Source organism: Phenylobacterium sp. (assembly GCF_041691455.1).
In the GTDB taxonomy this organism is placed as follows: domain Bacteria; phylum Pseudomonadota; class Alphaproteobacteria; order Caulobacterales; family Caulobacteraceae; genus Phenylobacterium.
Window position 1 is genome coordinate 177,282 of the sequence record NZ_JBEPUO010000001.1, and the last position, 14,942, is coordinate 192,223.

Below are 14,942 nucleotides of genomic sequence, written 5' to 3' on the forward strand. Positions count from 1 at the left end.
GCGCCGGAGGCGCGTGCTTGAGCAGCCCCGAAGCCAAGCTGCAATCTCGCCATGAGTCTAAGGCGCTTCCCATTCTGACGAATGGAAGTTCGATGACAGCGCGTTCCGGCTAAGCTCCCGCCATGCGCCTCGCCACGATCCTCTTCACCCTCACCCTCGCCAGCGCCGCCCAGGCGGCGCCGCCCACGGGCGTCCTCGACGACACGCCGCGCACCGCGGTGATCTCGGCCTTCGCGCCGGAGCTGGCGGCCTTGGCTCAGGCCACCACCGGCAAGCACGCCTATGTGGCCGGCGGCACGGCCTTCACGACGGGCGTCCTGGAGGGCAAGCCGGTGGTGCTGTTCCTCAGCGGGATCAGCATGGTCAACGCGGCCATGACCACCCAGGCGGCGCTCGACCGCTTCCATGTGACCCGCATCGTCTTCTCCGGCATCGCCGGCGGCGTCGATCCGGGCCTGGACGTGGGCGATGTCGTGGCGCCCGGCCAGTGGAGCCAGTACCTGGAGAGCGTCATGGCCCGGGAGGACCGGCCCGGCCACTTCGCGCCTCCGCCGAGCGACCAGGTGGTCGCAGCGCCGTTCGGCATGATCTATCCGACGACCGTGGACATCACCCACAGCGACGGCGCGCGCGAGCGCCGGCAGTGGTTCCCCGCCGACCCGGCGCTGCTGGCGGTGGCCGAGCGCGTGGCGGGCCAGGTGGCGCTGAAGCGCTGTACGGGGTCGGGCCGGTGCCTGACCAAGGCCCCGCGCGTGGTGGTCGGCGGCAACGGGGTTTCGGGGCCGGCCTTCGTCGACAACGCCGCCCTGCGCGGCTGGGCGGCGTCGGCCTTCCAGGCCAAGGTGCTCGACATGGAGAGCGCCGCGGTCGCCCAGGTGGCGCTGGTCAACGGCACGCCGTTCATAGCCTTCCGCAGCCTCTCGGACCTGGCCGGCGGCGACCCGGGGGCGAACCAGGCGCCGGTCTTCTTCCAGCTCGCCTCCGACAACTCCGCTGCGGTGGTCCGCGCCTTCGTGGCGGCGCTTCCCTGAGGGCTGGGCCCTAGCCCTTCGCCAGGTAGACAGCAGCCAGTCGCTCCGCCGCGCCTGGCCGCGCAGCAGCTTCAGGGCCGCGAAGCCGGTGATGCCGAAGGCCAGGCCATTGGCGATGGAATAGGTCAGCGGGATCACCACCACGGTCAGGAAGGCGGGGATCGCCACGCCTGGGTCGCTCCAGTCGACCTCGACGATCGCGCTCATCATCAGGGCGCCCACCAGGATCAGGGCCGGCGCCGTGGCCGCGCTGGGGATCGCCTGGACGAGCGGGGCGAAGATGAGGGTGATCAGGAAGAGGACCCCCACCACGACGCTGGTCAGCCCCGTGCGCCCGCCGGCCGCCACGCCGGAGGCGCTTTCGATGTAGCTGGTCACCGTGCTGGTCCCGGCCAGCGCGCCGGCCATGGTCGCCACGGAGTCAGCGACCAGGATGCGGTTGAGGCGCGGGATCTTGCCCGCCTCGTCGACCAGGCCCGCCCGCTTGGTCACCGCCACCAGGGTGCCGACATTGTCGAAGAGGTCGACGAACAGGAAGACGAAGACGATCTCCAGCAGGGTCAGGCCGAGATTGCCCTTGAGGTTCAGCACGCTGGGGATGTCGAGCTTGAAGGCTGTCCCCGAGATCGCGGTCAGGCTGTAGCCGCCGGGCGCCACATGGGCGAGGCCCAGCGCCCAGCCGGCCGCGGCGGTGACCAGGATGCCGATCAGCATCGCGCCCTTCACCCGCCAGGCCTGCAGGGCGCCGATCACCAGCAGGCCGAGGATCGACAGCGCCGCCGTGGGCTTGGTCAGGTCGCCCAGCGCCACCGCCGTCGCGGGATTGGGGACGATGATCCCGGCGTCCCGCAGGCCGATGAAGGCGATGAACACGCCGACGCCCGCCGCCACCGCCGCGAACAGCGAGCGCGGGACCGCCGCCACGATCAGCTGGCGCACGCCCACCAGGGTCAGCACCAGGAAGGCCGCGCCCGAGATGAAGACGCAGCCCAGCGCGGTCTCCCACGGCACGCCCATCCCCTTGACGACGGTGTAGGTGAAATAGGCGTTCAGCCCCATGCCGGGCGCCAGCGCCAGGGGGTAGTTGGCGACCAGGCCCATCAAGAGGCTGCCAAAGCCCGCGGCCAGGCAGGTAGCGGCCGCCACCGCGGCGACCGGCATGCCCGCGTCGCCGAGGATCGCGGGGTTCACCACCACGATGTAGGCCATGGTCAGGAAGGTGGTGAAGCCGGCCAGCACCTCGGTGCGGACGTTCGTCCCGTGACCGCTGAGGCCGAAGATCCGTTCCAGCATGATCCGCCCCAGTTGCCCGGCCCGAAGCTAGGGGACGCCGGGGTTTTGCGGAATAGGCGCTACTCGGTCTTCAGCGTGAACTTCGAGGCCAGGACGCAGCGCGGGACATCCCGGTGGAGGCTCAGGGTCGCCGGCTGGCCCGCGCCGGTCTCGTAGTAGGTGGTCCCGGTGGGGGTGGTGACGGTCAGGACCGTGGGGCTGGTGAACTGGCAGATCTTGTCCGTGCGGAACCCGCTCCCGCCCTTGTCCTTCACGTCCGAGCAGGAGGCGTCGCCGGACCAGCGGCCGAGCTGGGTCCCGTCGTAGTCGAAGGTCTTGGGCGCCTTCAGTTGCCGGGCCGTCCAGTCGGCCGCGGAAACCTGCGGGCAGGGCGGGCCCTTGATGTCCCAGGCCTGGGCCGTGGCGACGTGGGCGTTGCGGTCGCGGACGAACTGGAAGGCGACCATGCCGATCCCGGCGGTCAGCACCACGACCGCGCCGATCGCATGGGCCAGGCCGAAGCGGGCGGCGGCGCCGTAGTCGCGCCCGAGCCTAGTCGCCATCGCCCAGCTCGCGCGCATCCTCCGGCAGCATGATCGGCACGCCGTCGCGGATCGGATAGGCGAGGCGGGCGGAGCGGCTGACCAATTCGCCCTTGGCGCGGTCGTATTCCAGCGCCCCGTGGGTCACCGGGCAGACGAGAATCTCCAGCAGGCGCGGATCGACCTCAACATCGGGGACGGTCGGCGAACTCGGCGGGGCGGCGTCAGTCATGCCGGGCAGTCCTACTGCAAGGAGCGGCCCTCGTCATCGCCGTCGTCCACCCCGTCGATCTCCAACAGGGTCGCCAGGGTCTCGAAGCGGCCGGAGAGGGTAGGGGCCTCCAGCAGCGCCTGCTTTTCCGCCGGCTCGAAGGGCAGGCCCATGGACAGGCTGGTGACCAGGGACTCCAGCGGGGCCGACTGGGCGGTTTCCCAATCGATGTCGAGTTCGCGGCGGTTCAGGTAGCGCTTGAGCGCGCTGGCGAAGCGATTGCGGGCGGCCTCGGGCGCCAAGGCTTCGTCGGCCTCGCTGAGGTCGGCCTCGAAGCGCTCGTAGCGGGCGCGAACCTGCCGGTAGGGCGCGTGGATGAACAGCTCGTCGCCAGCGTCGAAACGGCAGACTCCGCTGAGCGTGATCAGGTAGCGCCCGTCGGGGGTCTCAGCGTAACTGGTGACCCGGCCCGCGCAGCCGACGTCGGAGAGCTTCGGCCGTTCGCGGTCGCCGCCGGCCCGGGTCTGGATCATGCCGACGATCCGGTCGCCGGCCATCACGTCGTCGATCATATTGAGGTAGCGCGGCTCGAAGATCTGCAGCGGCAGGTCGCCGCCGGGCAGCAGCAGGGCGCCGTCGAGCGGGAACACCGGGATCATCTGCGGCAGGTCGGCGGTGCGACGATAGGCCGGCATGAGGCTTCCTCCGCGGCGGTTCAACTGAAGAGGATCGCCGAAAGCCGGCGGCGGCCGTTCTTGGCCACTTCAGACATCTGGCCGGCGGCTTCGAAGACCACCAGCAGCTGTTTGCGCGCCGCCTCGTCGTTCCAGGCGCGATCCTTCTCGATGATGGTCAGAAGCTGATCGGCGGCTTCGGCGAATTTGTGGCCGCCGGCCAGCGCCTTGGCGAGTTCGAAGCGGGCCTCGTGGTCGTCGGGGTCCTTGGCCAGGCGCGCCTCGAAGGCGGCGGTATCCGACGGGGCCTCGGCGGCCAGCGCCAGGGCGGCGCGGACACTGTCGAGGTCGGGGTCCTTGGCGCCTTCCGGGGCCATGGCCAGCACCTCGCCGGCCCGCTCGGCGTCGCCGGAGGCCATGTAGACCTTGGCCAAGCCGCCTAGCGCCTTCACGTTCTGCGGATCGGCCTGCAGCGCCTGGGCATAGGCCTGGGCCGCGCCGCCCATGTCGCCGAGCTCGAGCGATTCCTTGGCGAGCTCCAGCAGCTCGTCGAGCGGGGAGGGGCCGCCTTTGCCGGCCTTGGCCAGCTTGTCGACGAAGGCCCGCACCTCGCTGTCGGGCAGGGCGCCCATGAAGCCGTCGACCGGCCGCCCGTCCACGAAGGCGAACACCGCCGGGATCGACTGCACCCGAAGCTGGCCGGCGTAGGCCGGGTTCTTGTCGATATCGACCTTGACCAGCTTCACCGCCCCCTTGGCCGCGGTGACGGCCTTTTCCAGGGCCGGACCGAGCTGGCGGCACGGGCCGCACCAGGTCGCCCAGAAGTCGACGATGACCGGCTGGTCCTTGGAGGCCTCGACCACGTCGGCCATGAAGCTCGCGTCGGTGGCGTCCTTGATGATCTCGCCCACCGGCTTGCCGGCGGTTTCCCCGATCAGGCTCATGCCCTGGTCCTCAACTTGAAGTCTTGAAACGCGTCGCCCGCAAAGATGGTCCCGCAGTGCGACGGCTTCAACGCGCTTCGGCGTCTTCGACGACCATCATGGCCGCGAAATCGACCACCAGCGGGGTCACCCCGACCGCCGCGAGGAACTTTCGGAAGTCCGCCTGTCCGACGCCGGTGGTCGCCGTATTGGTCAGCGGATGGAAGTTCACCCGCTCGGCTTCGAACAAATTTCGATCGAGGACGAAGCGTACCCGATGCTCCTCGTCGTTGATCAGGGCGAAGGCGGTGACCGAGCCCGGCGTGACGCCCAGGACCCCCTCCATCAGCTCGGCCCGGCCAAAGGAGAGGCGCGCCGAGCCGATGACGTTGTGCAGCCTTTTCAGGTCGATCGCGGTGCGGTCCTGCGCCGAGATCAGCCAGAGCTGGTCCTTGGCGTCCTTGAGGAACAGGTTCTTGGTGTGGGCGCCCGGTATGGCCGCCTTGACGTCCTCGCCCTCGCCGACCCGGAAGACGGCCGGGTGCTCGTGGGTCGCATGTTCGACGCCCAGGCTGTCCAGCAGGGCCATCAGGTCGGCGCGGGTCTTCATCGGGACCCTCTTAGCCGGATGGCGCTGATAGCGGAACTGGACGCGAAGGCGACCCACTGCTTTAGGTCGAGACAGTCGCCTCAGAGGTCTTCCATGGAACTGGAGTGCTATCCCACCACCGAGCGCCCGCCGGAGATCGTGCCGGGCCGCCAGAGCCGCGCCTGGATGGACGCCTTCCATGCGCGCCACGCCTACCGCTGCCTGCCGCTCAACATGGCCAACACCTCGGGCTGGGAAATCCTCTGCCCGGTGGCGTTCACCGCCGAATGGAACGGTGGCATCCGGCAGGAAGACATCACGCTGAAGCCCGACTTCCCCAGCCCGGACTTCCATCGCCTGGCCACCAGCCACTTCAGCCACGGCGTGCTGACCATGCACCCGGGCTACTTGTTCCGCACCCCGCCGGGCTGGTCGATGATGGCCATGGGTTCGCCCAACCACGTCAAGGACGGCATCCAGCCGCTGGCCGGGGTGGTGGAGACCGACTGGCTGCCGTTCCCCTTCACGATGAACTGGCTCTTCACCCGGCCCGGCAAGGTGCGGTTCGAGAAGGGCGAGCCCTTCTGCTTCATCACGCTCCTGCAGGACAAGCCGCTGCACGAGATCCAGCCGGTGATCCGGCGCATGGATTCCAACCCGGAGCTGCGCCACCAGTACGACGTCTGGGAAAAGCACCGCAGCGAGTTCAACCAGAAGATCTTCCGCCAGGATCCGGAGGCCACCAAGGAGGCCTGGCAGCGCTACTACTTCAAGGGCGAGTACCCCGAGGACATCGCCCCGGCCCGCGAGGATCACGTCAACAAGCGCCGGCTGAAGGAGCCCCGGTTCGGGCGCTAGGCCGGGTTGCCAACGCAAGGGGCGTCTGCCATAAGCCGCCTCTCGATTTTTCGGGGCGTTAGACCCCGAGGAGCGCGGGCGTAGCTCAGTGGTAGAGCACAACCTTGCCAAGGTTGGGGTCGAGAGTTCGAATCTCTTCGCCCGCTCCAAATTTCCGCAAGACGACAATCAGGTAGGGCGCCGCATTCCACGCGGCGCCTTGGCCTGCGCGCGCGGCGGGCGGGGCGCCCGTTAGCGGCTGTCGGCGGTCGCCGCTTCCCCGCTGTGCGCGGCCCAGCGGTCCGCGAAGCCGTAGAGGGGCATGAACGAGGCCAGCATGTCGCGTCCTAGCGCGGTGAGCTGATAGCCCAGCGGCCGCTCGTGGGTCACCAGATGCGCCCGCCGGAGCTCGGCCAGCCGGGTCTGCAGCACGGTCGGCGAGGCGTCGTCGCAGGCTTCGCGCAGGGCCCGGGAGGTGAGCGCGCCGTTGCGAAGCTCCCACACGATGCGCAGGGTCCAGCGGCGGCCCAGCAGGTCCAGGAGCGCCATGACCGGCCGGCCGGTGGTCGAGCCTCGCGTTGCTTTCCGCCCTGTCGAAACCATCGCCCCCGTCCCTCACTGCGCTACAGCAACCCTAGCGGATTGATGCGCCGACTTGCGCGCCCCGCCAACGGGCGCCAAAGGCGGGCCGATGCGGCCGAATCCGGGTATCCAGCCGGCGGACGGTCCAAGGCTCGCCGCCAGGAGTTCTGAGGCATGACCCACGATCCCGCGCTCGAGGCGCACGAACACGCCGAGCATGCCGAGCATGCGGCCCACGAGCACGACCCGTTCATCAGCCGGGTGTCGATCACCATCGCCGTCCTGGCGGTGCTGGCCGCAGGCGTCGGCAGCCTGGAGACCATCGAGGCGGGGGGTGCGATCACCGCCGCCAGCGAGGCCGTGCTGAGCCAGGACAAGGCCACCGACGTCTGGGGCGAGTACGAGGCCGATAGCCTGAAGAAGCACCTCTACGGCATCGCTGCCGACGCCGGCGGGGCCAAGGCGGCGCAATACGCCGGCACGGCCAAGGAGCAGATCGCCAAGCAGGCCGAGCTCAAGAAGCAGGCCCAGGAGGACGAAACCGAGCGGGACAAGCTGCTGGCGACAAGCCGCACCCACGAGCACCGCCACCACTGGCTGACCGCCGCGGCGACCCTGCTGGAGATCGGCATCGCGATCTGCACGGTGGCGATCATCACCCATCGCCGGCACTTCTGGCTGGGTTCGATCGGCCTGGGCCTTCTCGGCCTCGCCCTGTTCGGCGCTGCCTACCTACTCTGACTACTTCGGCGGGGCCGGGTACTGGATCTTCGGCTTCAGGTTCTCGACCACCGCGTGGGCGTCGAAGGCGCGCGGATCGTCGGCGGGCTTGGCGCCCTTGTGGGTGACGATCTCGGCGGAGGCCTCGAAGTTCTCGACGGTCTGGACGTCGACCCGGTCAGCCCAGAAGGGGTCGCCGAGATAGGGGTCCCAGGTGCGCCAGCCGAAGCCACGGCCGCGGAACCGCCAGGACGGGCGCCAATAGCCGAAACCCGGGCCGTACCAGGGGTGATAGAGCGGATCGGGCTCGACATAGGTGCGGGCGTTGCGGTCGGTCTGGCGGTCGTTGATCGCGAACCAGTCATCGCCGTTCTGCAGCGTCAGCTCGGCGGCGCGGAACAGCAGATAGCCTTCCACCGTCTCGCGGGAGGTCATGGAGTTGCCGGCGAAGTTGACCCGCCAGCGGTTGGGCTCCAGCCGCGTCTCGGAATAGCCGCCGGACGTGGCCGAGCCGCGCACGTTGGGCTGGTAAGGCGTCGCGGTCTGGCAGGCGGCGAGCCCCGTCGCCAGGACCAGGGCGGTCGCAAGGGCCGCGGATATCTTGCTCATCTTGCAGTCTCGAACCAGAGCGTCCCTCGACGGGCTTGAACTAAACCCCACAACACTTGGCCGCAATTGTGGTTGCGCTGTTTCACAACTGTGAAGCTGGCGACTGCGGCCGTCACGCGCCGACCATCACCAGGATGTAGATCACCCGGCCAAGCGCGCCGAACAGCAGGACGGCCGTTGCTATCGCCTGAATGAGGAACCCCGGCCCGCGCTTGGCGGCGTCGGCGGCGTAGCCCAGGGCGTAGAGGATGCGCCCGACGATCCAGACGACGCCCAGGGCCGCCGCCACCAGGTCGTTCCAATAGATGGCGAACAGCCACATGGAGACCAGGAACAGCGGCAGCCATTCCAGCGTGTTGTAATGCGCCCGGATGGTGCGCTCGAGAACCGGATCGCCGGTCATGGCGGGCGCCTGGATGCCGCACTTGTTGCGCGCGATCGGCACGCGGGTGCTCATCCAGAAATAGGTCAGGAGCGCCAGAAGGGTGACGAGCGCCACCAGGCTGTGCGGATGCATGCGGTTTCCCCCAAAATCTCTCGGACGGAGAGTGGCGAACGAAGCTTCGCCTTGGCGGCGAGCTTGGCACGGATCGGGGTTCAGCGGGAACCAGCTATGCACGGTCGGGTGTTCTAGGGAGCGCCACAGCCCACCGGAGGCCCCCCGATGGACGTCGATTCAACCGCCATCAGCGAGATCGACTACGACTCTGAACGCGCCAAGCTCCTGGTGCGCTTCGTCAGCGGCGAGCGCTATGTCTACGTCGGCGTGCCGGCCGAGGTGTGCCGATCCTTCGTCGAAGCGGACTCAAAAGGCCGCTTCTTCCAGCTCCACGTCCGCGACCGCTACCCGTTCAACCGGTTGGACGCCTAGCTTTTCACCCGCTTGTCGCGCTGGGCCTTCACCCGCAGGCGCAGCGCGTTGAGCTTGATGAAGCCGCTGGCGTCGCGGTGGTCGTAGGCCACCGCGCCCTCTTCGAAGGTCACCAGGTCCTGGTCGTAAAGCGAATAGGGGCTGGTGCGGCCGATGATGGTCACGTTGCCCTTGTAGAGCTTCACCCGCACCTGGCCGGTGACCATCTCCTGCGACAGGTCGATGGCCGCCTGCAGCATCTCGCGCTCGGGCGAGAACCAGAAGCCGTTGTAGATCAGGCTGGCGTACTTCGGCATCAGCTCGTCCTTCAGGTGCATGGACCCGCGGTCGAGGGTGATGGATTCGATGCCCCGGTGGGCGGCGAGCAGGATCGTGCCGCCGGGGGTCTCATAGACGCCCCGCGACTTCATGCCGACGAAACGGTTCTCGACCAGGTCGAGGCGGCCGACGCCGTTGTCGTGGCCGAGCTGGTTGAGCTTGGTCAGCAGGGCGGCGGGTGAGAGCTTCCGGCCGTCGATCGCCACCGGGTCTCCGTTTTCGAAGTCCATGGTGAAGACGGCCGGCTTATCCGGCGCGTCCTCCGGCGCGATCGTGCGCATGTGCACGAACTCCGGCGCCTCGACGGCCGGGTCCTCCAGCACCTTCCCCTCGGAGGAGGAGTGCAGGAGGTTGGCGTCGACGCTGAACGGCGCCTCGCCGCGCTTGTCCTTGGTGATCGGAATCTGGTGCTTCTCGGCGAAGTCGAGCAGGGCCTCGCGGCTCTTGAAGTCCCATTCCCGCCAAGGCGCGACCACCCGGATGTCAGGCTCGAGCGCGTAGTAGGCGACCTCGTAGCGGACCTGGTCGTTCCCCTTGCCGGTCGAGCCGTGGCTGACGGCGTCGGCCCCGACCTTGCGCGCGATCTCGATCTGCTTCTTGGCGATCAGCGGCCGGGCGATGGAGGTGCCGAGCAGGTACTGGCCCTCATAAACCGTGTTGGCGCGGAACATCGGGAAGACGTAGTCGCGGACAAACTCCTCGCGGACGTCCTCCACGAAGGCGTTCTCCGGCTTGACGCCCAGGCTGATGGCCTTCTGCCGCGCGGGCTCGACCTCCTCGCCCTGGCCCAGGTCGGCGGTGAAGGTCACCACCTCGGCGCCCAGCTCGGTCTGCAGCCACTTGACGATTGTGGAGCTGTCGAGGCCGCCGGAGTAAGCGAGCACGACTTTCTTGACGGGCTTGTCGGCCATGGGAACGGCGGCGTCCTGAATAGAGCGGGAGGAAGAGGTCGCGCGCCTTTAAGGGCGAACGGCGGCGAAGTTCAAGAGCAGGCGTTCAAGACTTGAGAGCGCCCTCGCGCTCCAGCGTGGCGAGCGCGGCCTTCAACGAGGTCACCTGGACGAGCGCCAGGAACGAGGCGGCGAAGATCCGCCCGCAGAGCAGCAGCATGGCGGTTTGATCCTCCAGGCCGGCCCGCCGCGCCTCGTAGCCCAGGCCGAAGAGGATCAGGATCCCGGCTGTGGGGACGAGGCCGAAGCCCAGGTTGCGGCTGAACCGGGCGCCCATCAGCGGCACCCGCGCCTCGGGCCGCGCGCGGCGCCACGCGCTGCGGGCCGTCGAAGCCATGATCGCCATGGCGATCACCGACAGGACATCACCGGCGTAGATGAAGACCACGCTCCAGGGCACATCCGACAGCACCGGTCAGACCGTCACCTGGGTGCCCAACTCCACCACCCGGCCCGGTGGGATCTTGTAGAAGTCGGTCGGGTTGGCGGCGTTTTTCATCAGGAAGATGAAGAGCTTGTCCTGCCACATCGGCATGCCCGACTGGGCCGAGGGCACGACCGAGCGGCGGCCGAGGAAGAAGCTGGTGGCCATGATGTCGAACTTCAGGCCGAGCTTGCGGCAGAGCCCGAGCGCCTTGGGCAGGTTCGGGCTCTCCATGAAGCCGTAGGAGATGATCACCTTCTTGAAGTCCTCGTTGACCGGCTCGATGCGCACCCGGTCGTCGTCGCGCACGCGCGGCGTCTCCGCCGTCTCGATGGTCAGGACGATATTCTTCTCGTGCAGCACCTTGTTGTGCTTGAGGTTGTGCATCAGGGCCACGGGCGCCATCGACGAATCCGAGGTCAGGAAGATCGCGGTGCCGGGCGCGCGGTGCGGGGCGCGGGCCTTGAGGATCTCGGAGAGCTCGATCAGGGGCACGCTGTCGCGGCGGGTCTTGTCGGTGAGGATCTGGGCGCCGCGGGTCCAGGTCCACATGACCACGATGATCGCCGTCGCCAGCGCCAGCGGCAGCCAGGCCCCGTTGAGGAACTTCAGCAGGTTCGAGGAGATGAAGGTGATGTCCAGCGCCCCGAACCCTCCGGCGGCCAGCAGCGCAACCCACAGCGGCCGTTTCCACATCCAGCGTACGATGACGAAGAACAGCATGGTGTCGACGAACATCGCGCCGGTGACCGCGATGCCGTAGGCGGCCGCCAGGTTCGACGAGGTCTTGAAGGTGAACAGCAGCACCAGCACGCCGATCATCAGCGCGGTGTTGACCTGCGGCACGAAGATCTGGCCCGCCTGGGTCTCCGAGGTCCGCAGGATCGAGATGCGCGGGAAGAGGCCCAGCTGGACGGCCTGCTGGGTCATCGAGAAGGCGCCGGTGATCACCGCCTGGCTGGCGATGATCGCCGCGGCGGTGGCCAGCAGGATGACCGGCCAGTAGATCGCCTGCGGGATCATCTCGAAGAACGGATTGGACCGGGTCGCCGGGTGGTGCAGCACCATGGCGCCTTGACCCAGGTAGTTGAGCAGCAGGGCCGGCAGCACGAAGACCAGCCAGGCCATGCGGATCGGATTGCGCCCGAAATGGCCCATGTCGGCATAGAGCGCCTCGGCCCCGGTGACCGCCAGGAAGACGCTGCCCAGGATGATGAAACCCAGGAAACCGTTGTCGATCAGGAAGATCACACCGTAGTGCGGCGACAGCGCCCGGAAGATCGTCGGGTCCTCGGCGATGTGGTAGACGCCCAACCCCGCCAGGACCAGGAACCAGAGCGCGCAGATCGGGCCGAAGAAGCGGGCCACGGCCGCGGTGCCCTTGGCCTGGACCAGGAAGAGCGCGATCAGGATGCCCGCCGAGATCGGCAGCACCAGATTGGCGACCTCATGGGGCGCGCCGGGTGCGTCGCGGACGCCCTCCACCGCTGACAAGACAGTGACCGCCGGGGTGATGATGCCGTCGCCGTAGAAGAGGGCGGCCCCGATCATGCCGAGCAGCAGCACCCAGCCCGACCGCCGGGGCACGAAGCGCTGCGCCAGCGCCATCAGCGCCAGCGTGCCGCCCTCGCCCTTGTTGTCGGCGCGCATCAGGAAGACGACGTACTTCACCGTCACGATGAGGATCAGCGCCCAGGTGACGAGCGAGACCACGCCCAGCACCGCCACCGAAGGATCGACCGTGGCGCGCGTGTGCCGCAGCGCCTCACGCATGGCGTAGAGCGGACTGGTGCCGATGTCGCCGAACACCACGCCCATGGAGCCCAGCGCCAGGCCCCAGAAACTCTCGGTGTGCGGGGAGCGATGCGACTCCTCGGACGCCTCTGTGGCGCCCACAGCCGGATCAGCCATCCAATATCTCCGGGAACGTAGACAGCGTCCCCTCGGGCGGCCCGATGCCGTCTTGCGGCGGGCGCGATACACCCATTCCAGACCCCATACAATGGCGCGCGCCCCGAGAGGCGAGTGAGGGTTACGCCCGCGGCCACGCTTTTCCTTGAACGCCCGCGACACGGCCCTAGGTTCGCACCTTAGACGAGGAGTGCGGCGATGGATCGCAGATTGGCGCTGGTGACCGGCGCCTCGGCCGGCATCGGGGCGGCGTTCGCGCGCATCCTGGCGAGCCATGGCTACGATCTGGCGCTCACCGCCCGCAGGGCCGACCGGCTGGACAGGCTCGCCGAGGAACTGTCGCTCCGCTACGGCGTCGAGGCGCTCACCGTCACCGCCGACCTCGCCGAGCCGGAAGCCCCCGGGCAGATCCTGGACTTCCTGACGGCCCACGGGCGAACCGTCGACGCCCTGATCAACAATGCCGGCTACGGCCTGCCGGGCGCCTACGCCGACACCCGCTGGGAGGACCAGCGCGCGGTGATCCAGGTGATGATGACGGCGCCGGCCGAGCTCGCCCATCGGGTGCTGCCGGGCATGATCCACCGCAGGTTCGGACGGATCGTCAATGTGGCGTCCCTGGCCGGCCTGATCCCCGGCGCGGCGGGGGCCACCCTCTACGGCGCGACCAAGGCCTTCATGGTGCGCTTCTCCCAGAGCCTGCACCTGGAGACCGAGGCGCACGGGGTGCACGTGAGCGCGCTCTGCCCGGGCTTCACCTATTCGGAGTTCCACGACGTCAACGGCATGCGAGCCCAGATCAGCCAGTCGACCCCGCCGTGGCTGTGGCTGGGCGCCGACGAGGTGGCCGCGGCCGGCTACGAGGGGGTGGAGGCCAATCGGCCGATCTGCGTGCCCGGCGCGCCCAACAAGGCCATCGCCGCCCTCGTCAAGCTGATCCCCGACGAATGGGCCTTGGCGCTCATGGCGTCACAGGGGCCGCGCTTCCGGAAGGTGTAGCGTAGGGCGCCGCGGCCTCCGGGCGGATCAGGCCGTGGGTGGAATCGGCGATGCCGGCCAGCAGGAACTGCACGGCCATGGCGCAGAGGATCAGGCCCAGCACCCGCACGATGATCGACAGTCCGATCTTGCCGAGGAGCTTGCTGATCAGAGGCGTCGCCAGGAACGACAGCAGGGTGGCGATGGATACCGCGGCGATGGCCCCGATCCCCAGGGCCGTGCCCGGCAGGCCATACTGCTTGGCCTGGCTCGCATAGATGATCACCGTCGAGATCGCGCCCGGCCCGATCAGGAGCGGCATGGCGAAGGGCACGATCATCTGCTCGACGCGCCGGCGGACGTAGGTGCGCTTGTCGTCGGCCGTGGCTTCGGCGGCGTCGGCGAAGGCCGCGGTGAAGTCGTCGCCGATCATCTTCAGGCCCAGGACGAACAGGATCACCCCGCCGGCGATGCGGAAGGCCGGCAGCGAGATGCCGAAGAAGGTCAGCAGGCCGAGACCGGAGAAATAGAAGAAGGTCAGGAAGCCAAAGACGAAGAGCGAGATCACAAACGCGATCTGCGCGCGTTCGCGGCCCGAGGCGCCCACCGTCGAGGCGGCGAACACCGGCACATTGCCCACCGGGTCGAGCAGGGCGAACAGCGCCACGAAGAAGTTGACCGCGAAGTCCCAATGGATCATCTCACGGTCTTAGCCCAAATCGCTGCGCGCGCCGAACCCTCGGCCTGCGCCCTCCTGCCCGGAGCCTCCCATGGCCGCCGCCGCGCTCGCACAAGTTCCCACCACCGCCGACGCCAGGCTGATCGTGCCGCTGGATGTGCCGACGGCCGGCGAAGCCCGCGCGATGGTCGCCGCGATCGGCGACGCGGTCAGCTTCTACAAGGTCGGCCTCGAACTCTTCGCCACCGACGGCATGGCGCTGGCCCGCGAGCTGAAGGCCCAGGGCAAGCAGGTGTTCCTGGATTGGAAGCTGCACGACATCCCCACGACCGTGCAGCGCGCCGCCGCGGCCATCGCCCAGTCGGGCTGTGACTTCATCACCGTCCACGGCGAGCCGCAGGTGATGGCCGCCGCGGTGCGCGGCCGCGGGGCCTCGTCGCTGAAGATCCTGGCGGTCACGGTGCTGACCAGCCTCGCCGACGAGGACCTGGCCGAGATGGGCTATGCCGAGACCGCCCGCGCGCTGGTCGAACGCCGCATCCACCAGGCCATCGCCGCCGGTTGCGACGGCGTGATCGCCAGTCCGCACGAGGCCGCGCTGGCCCGCGCCCTGGGTGGCCGCGACTTCCTGGTGGTGACCCCGGGCGTGCGTCCGGACTGGTCGGCCAAGAACGACCAGGCTCGCGCGGCCACGCCGCTCGACGCCCTGAAGGCCGGCGCCTCGCACATCGTCTGCGGGCGGCCGATCACCGCGGCCAACGATCCGCACGCCGCGGCCCTGCGGGTCGCCGCGGAAATGGCGCAGGCCGGCTGACTGCGAG

General features: G+C 68.8%; 18 protein-coding genes, 1 tRNA gene and 1 pseudogene. 7 read left to right on the top strand and 13 right to left on the bottom strand.

From position 1 onward, the window contains the following. Window positions 1-122 precede the first annotated feature (122 nt). A complete protein-coding gene (locus ACESMY_RS00975; protein ID WP_372782270.1) occupies window positions 123-1,031 on the top strand; it encodes a 5'-methylthioadenosine/S-adenosylhomocysteine nucleosidase in 909 nt (302 codons plus the stop codon). A gap of 30 nt (window positions 1,032-1,061) precedes the next feature. On the opposite strand, the pseudogene ACESMY_RS00980 reads toward ACESMY_RS00975, so the two are convergent. The 6 genes and pseudogenes from ACESMY_RS00980 to ACESMY_RS01005 form a co-directional block, all read right to left on the bottom strand. Beyond that, window positions 1,062-2,324 (bottom strand): annotated as a pseudogene (locus ACESMY_RS00980) (NCS2 family permease); the annotation flags it as partial. Window positions 2,325-2,383: 59 nt separating this feature from the next. Further along, window positions 2,384-2,866, bottom strand: coding sequence for a hypothetical protein (locus ACESMY_RS00985; protein WP_372781264.1), 483 nt, complete (start codon window positions 2,864-2,866; stop codon window positions 2,384-2,386). Beyond that, window positions 2,856-3,077: a Trm112 family protein gene (locus ACESMY_RS00990; protein WP_372781266.1), complete on the bottom strand. Its 222-nt coding sequence runs from the start codon at window positions 3,075-3,077 to the stop codon at window positions 2,856-2,858. The genes ACESMY_RS00985 and ACESMY_RS00990 overlap by 11 nt, the downstream gene beginning before the upstream one ends. Before the next feature lie 11 nt (window positions 3,078-3,088). Next, window positions 3,089-3,751: an LON peptidase substrate-binding domain-containing protein gene (locus tag ACESMY_RS00995; protein ID WP_372781268.1), complete on the bottom strand. Its 663-nt coding sequence runs from the start codon at window positions 3,749-3,751 to the stop codon at window positions 3,089-3,091. 20 nt (window positions 3,752-3,771) lie between these two features. After that, the gene (locus ACESMY_RS01000; protein ID WP_372781270.1) at window positions 3,772-4,674 is read right to left on the bottom strand and encodes a tetratricopeptide repeat protein; all 903 of its coding nucleotides are present in this window, start codon (window positions 4,672-4,674) and stop codon (window positions 3,772-3,774) included. A 67-nt stretch (window positions 4,675-4,741) separates the two neighbouring features. Next, entirely contained in the window at window positions 4,742-5,263 is a 522-nt protein-coding gene (locus ACESMY_RS01005) for a prolyl-tRNA synthetase associated domain-containing protein (protein WP_372781272.1), read from the bottom strand. 93 nt (window positions 5,264-5,356) lie between these two features. Here ACESMY_RS01005 and ACESMY_RS01010 point away from each other — a divergent pair, with 93 nt between their 5' ends. Together ACESMY_RS01010 and ACESMY_RS01015 are read left to right on the top strand one after the other, a co-directional pair. After that, window positions 5,357-6,100, top strand: coding sequence for a DUF6065 family protein (locus ACESMY_RS01010; RefSeq protein ID WP_372781274.1), 744 nt, complete (start codon window positions 5,357-5,359; stop codon window positions 6,098-6,100). 74 nt (window positions 6,101-6,174) lie between these two features. Continuing rightward, window positions 6,175-6,249 (top strand) — tRNA-Gly (locus tag ACESMY_RS01015). An 82-nt stretch (window positions 6,250-6,331) separates the two neighbouring features. On the opposite strand, the gene ACESMY_RS01020 is transcribed toward ACESMY_RS01015, so the two are convergent. Further along, window positions 6,332-6,682 carry a winged helix-turn-helix transcriptional regulator gene (locus ACESMY_RS01020; protein ID WP_372781276.1) on the bottom strand — a complete coding sequence of 117 codons (351 nt, stop codon included), beginning with the start codon at window positions 6,680-6,682 and terminating at the stop codon, window positions 6,332-6,334. A 153-nt stretch (window positions 6,683-6,835) separates the two neighbouring features. On the opposite strand from ACESMY_RS01020, the gene ACESMY_RS01025 reads away from it, so the two are divergent. Further along, window positions 6,836-7,402, top strand: coding sequence for a DUF4337 family protein (locus ACESMY_RS01025; RefSeq protein WP_372781278.1), 567 nt, complete (start codon window positions 6,836-6,838; stop codon window positions 7,400-7,402). Here the strand turns inward: ACESMY_RS01025 and ACESMY_RS01030 are convergent, their stop codons facing one another. Next, window positions 7,403-7,990: a hypothetical protein gene (locus ACESMY_RS01030; protein WP_372781280.1), complete on the bottom strand. Its 588-nt coding sequence runs from the start codon at window positions 7,988-7,990 to the stop codon at window positions 7,403-7,405. A 112-nt stretch (window positions 7,991-8,102) separates the two neighbouring features. Then, a complete protein-coding gene (locus ACESMY_RS01035) occupies window positions 8,103-8,507 on the bottom strand; it encodes an MAPEG family protein (RefSeq protein ID WP_372781282.1) in 405 nt (134 codons plus the stop codon). Between the two features lie 147 nt (window positions 8,508-8,654). Between ACESMY_RS01035 and ACESMY_RS01040 the strand changes: the two genes are divergently transcribed. After that, window positions 8,655-8,861: a KTSC domain-containing protein gene (locus ACESMY_RS01040; protein ID WP_372781284.1), complete on the top strand. Its 207-nt coding sequence runs from the start codon at window positions 8,655-8,657 to the stop codon at window positions 8,859-8,861. Here the strand turns inward: ACESMY_RS01040 and ACESMY_RS01045 are convergent. The 3 genes from ACESMY_RS01045 to ACESMY_RS01055 form a co-directional block, all read right to left on the bottom strand. Next, a complete protein-coding gene (locus ACESMY_RS01045) occupies window positions 8,858-10,090 on the bottom strand; it encodes an argininosuccinate synthase (RefSeq protein ID WP_372781286.1) in 1,233 nt (410 codons plus the stop codon). The two genes, ACESMY_RS01040 and ACESMY_RS01045, sit on opposite strands and share 4 nt — an antisense overlap. An 85-nt stretch (window positions 10,091-10,175) precedes the next feature. Beyond that, window positions 10,176-10,541 (bottom strand): hypothetical protein, encoded by a 366-nt coding sequence (locus tag ACESMY_RS01050; RefSeq protein ID WP_372781288.1) that lies wholly within the window; start codon window positions 10,539-10,541, stop codon window positions 10,176-10,178. A 3-nt stretch (window positions 10,542-10,544) separates the two neighbouring features. Then, the gene (locus tag ACESMY_RS01055; RefSeq protein WP_372781290.1) at window positions 10,545-12,464 is read right to left on the bottom strand and encodes a potassium transporter Kup; all 1,920 of its coding nucleotides are present in this window, start codon (window positions 12,462-12,464) and stop codon (window positions 10,545-10,547) included. Between the two features lie 198 nt (window positions 12,465-12,662). Here ACESMY_RS01055 and ACESMY_RS01060 point away from each other — a divergent pair, with 198 nt between their 5' ends. Beyond that, the gene (locus ACESMY_RS01060; protein WP_372781292.1) at window positions 12,663-13,463 is read left to right on the top strand and encodes an SDR family NAD(P)-dependent oxidoreductase; all 801 of its coding nucleotides are present in this window, start codon (window positions 12,663-12,665) and stop codon (window positions 13,461-13,463) included. On the opposite strand, the gene ACESMY_RS01065 is transcribed toward ACESMY_RS01060, so the two are convergent. Beyond that, the gene (locus ACESMY_RS01065) at window positions 13,426-14,142 is read right to left on the bottom strand and encodes a MarC family protein (RefSeq protein WP_372781294.1); all 717 of its coding nucleotides are present in this window, start codon (window positions 14,140-14,142) and stop codon (window positions 13,426-13,428) included. The genes ACESMY_RS01060 and ACESMY_RS01065 overlap by 38 nt on opposite strands. A gap of 70 nt (window positions 14,143-14,212) precedes the next feature. Here ACESMY_RS01065 and pyrF point away from each other — a divergent pair, with 70 nt between their 5' ends. Further along, entirely contained in the window at window positions 14,213-14,935 is a 723-nt protein-coding gene (pyrF, locus tag ACESMY_RS01070) for an orotidine-5'-phosphate decarboxylase (protein ID WP_372781295.1), read from the top strand. Window positions 14,936-14,942: the final 7 nt, after the last annotated feature.

Bases quoted from the DNA above. Each gene is read 5' to 3' on its own strand.
- ACESMY_RS01045 (WP_372781286.1), bottom strand. From the start codon at position 10,090: ATGGCCGACAAGCCCGTCAAGAAAGTCGTGCTCGCTTACTCCGGCGGC.
- ACESMY_RS01040 (WP_372781284.1), top strand. From the start codon at position 8,655: ATGGACGTCGATTCAACCGCCATCAGCGAGATCGACTACGACTCTGAA.
- ACESMY_RS01020 (WP_372781276.1), bottom strand. From the start codon at position 6,682: ATGGTTTCGACAGGGCGGAAAGCAACGCGAGGCTCGACCACCGGCCGG.
- ACESMY_RS00985 (WP_372781264.1), bottom strand. From the start codon at position 2,866: ATGGCGACTAGGCTCGGGCGCGACTACGGCGCCGCCGCCCGCTTCGGC.
- ACESMY_RS01025 (WP_372781278.1), top strand. From the start codon at position 6,836: ATGACCCACGATCCCGCGCTCGAGGCGCACGAACACGCCGAGCATGCC.
- ACESMY_RS01060 (WP_372781292.1), top strand. From the start codon at position 12,663: ATGGATCGCAGATTGGCGCTGGTGACCGGCGCCTCGGCCGGCATCGGG.
- ACESMY_RS00975 (WP_372782270.1), top strand. From the start codon at position 123: ATGCGCCTCGCCACGATCCTCTTCACCCTCACCCTCGCCAGCGCCGCC.
- ACESMY_RS01030 (WP_372781280.1), bottom strand. From the start codon at position 7,990: ATGAGCAAGATATCCGCGGCCCTTGCGACCGCCCTGGTCCTGGCGACG.
- ACESMY_RS01065 (WP_372781294.1), bottom strand. From the start codon at position 14,142: ATGATCCATTGGGACTTCGCGGTCAACTTCTTCGTGGCGCTGTTCGCC.
- ACESMY_RS01010 (WP_372781274.1), top strand. From the start codon at position 5,357: ATGGAACTGGAGTGCTATCCCACCACCGAGCGCCCGCCGGAGATCGTG.
- ACESMY_RS01055 (WP_372781290.1), bottom strand. From the start codon at position 12,464: ATGGCTGATCCGGCTGTGGGCGCCACAGAGGCGTCCGAGGAGTCGCAT.
- ACESMY_RS00995 (WP_372781268.1), bottom strand. From the start codon at position 3,751: ATGCCGGCCTATCGTCGCACCGCCGACCTGCCGCAGATGATCCCGGTG.
- ACESMY_RS01005 (WP_372781272.1), bottom strand. From the start codon at position 5,263: ATGAAGACCCGCGCCGACCTGATGGCCCTGCTGGACAGCCTGGGCGTC.
- ACESMY_RS01000 (WP_372781270.1), bottom strand. From the start codon at position 4,674: ATGAGCCTGATCGGGGAAACCGCCGGCAAGCCGGTGGGCGAGATCATC.
- ACESMY_RS00990 (WP_372781266.1), bottom strand. From the start codon at position 3,077: ATGACTGACGCCGCCCCGCCGAGTTCGCCGACCGTCCCCGATGTTGAG.
- pyrF (WP_372781295.1), top strand. From the start codon at position 14,213: ATGGCCGCCGCCGCGCTCGCACAAGTTCCCACCACCGCCGACGCCAGG.
- ACESMY_RS01035 (WP_372781282.1), bottom strand. From the start codon at position 8,507: ATGCATCCGCACAGCCTGGTGGCGCTCGTCACCCTTCTGGCGCTCCTG.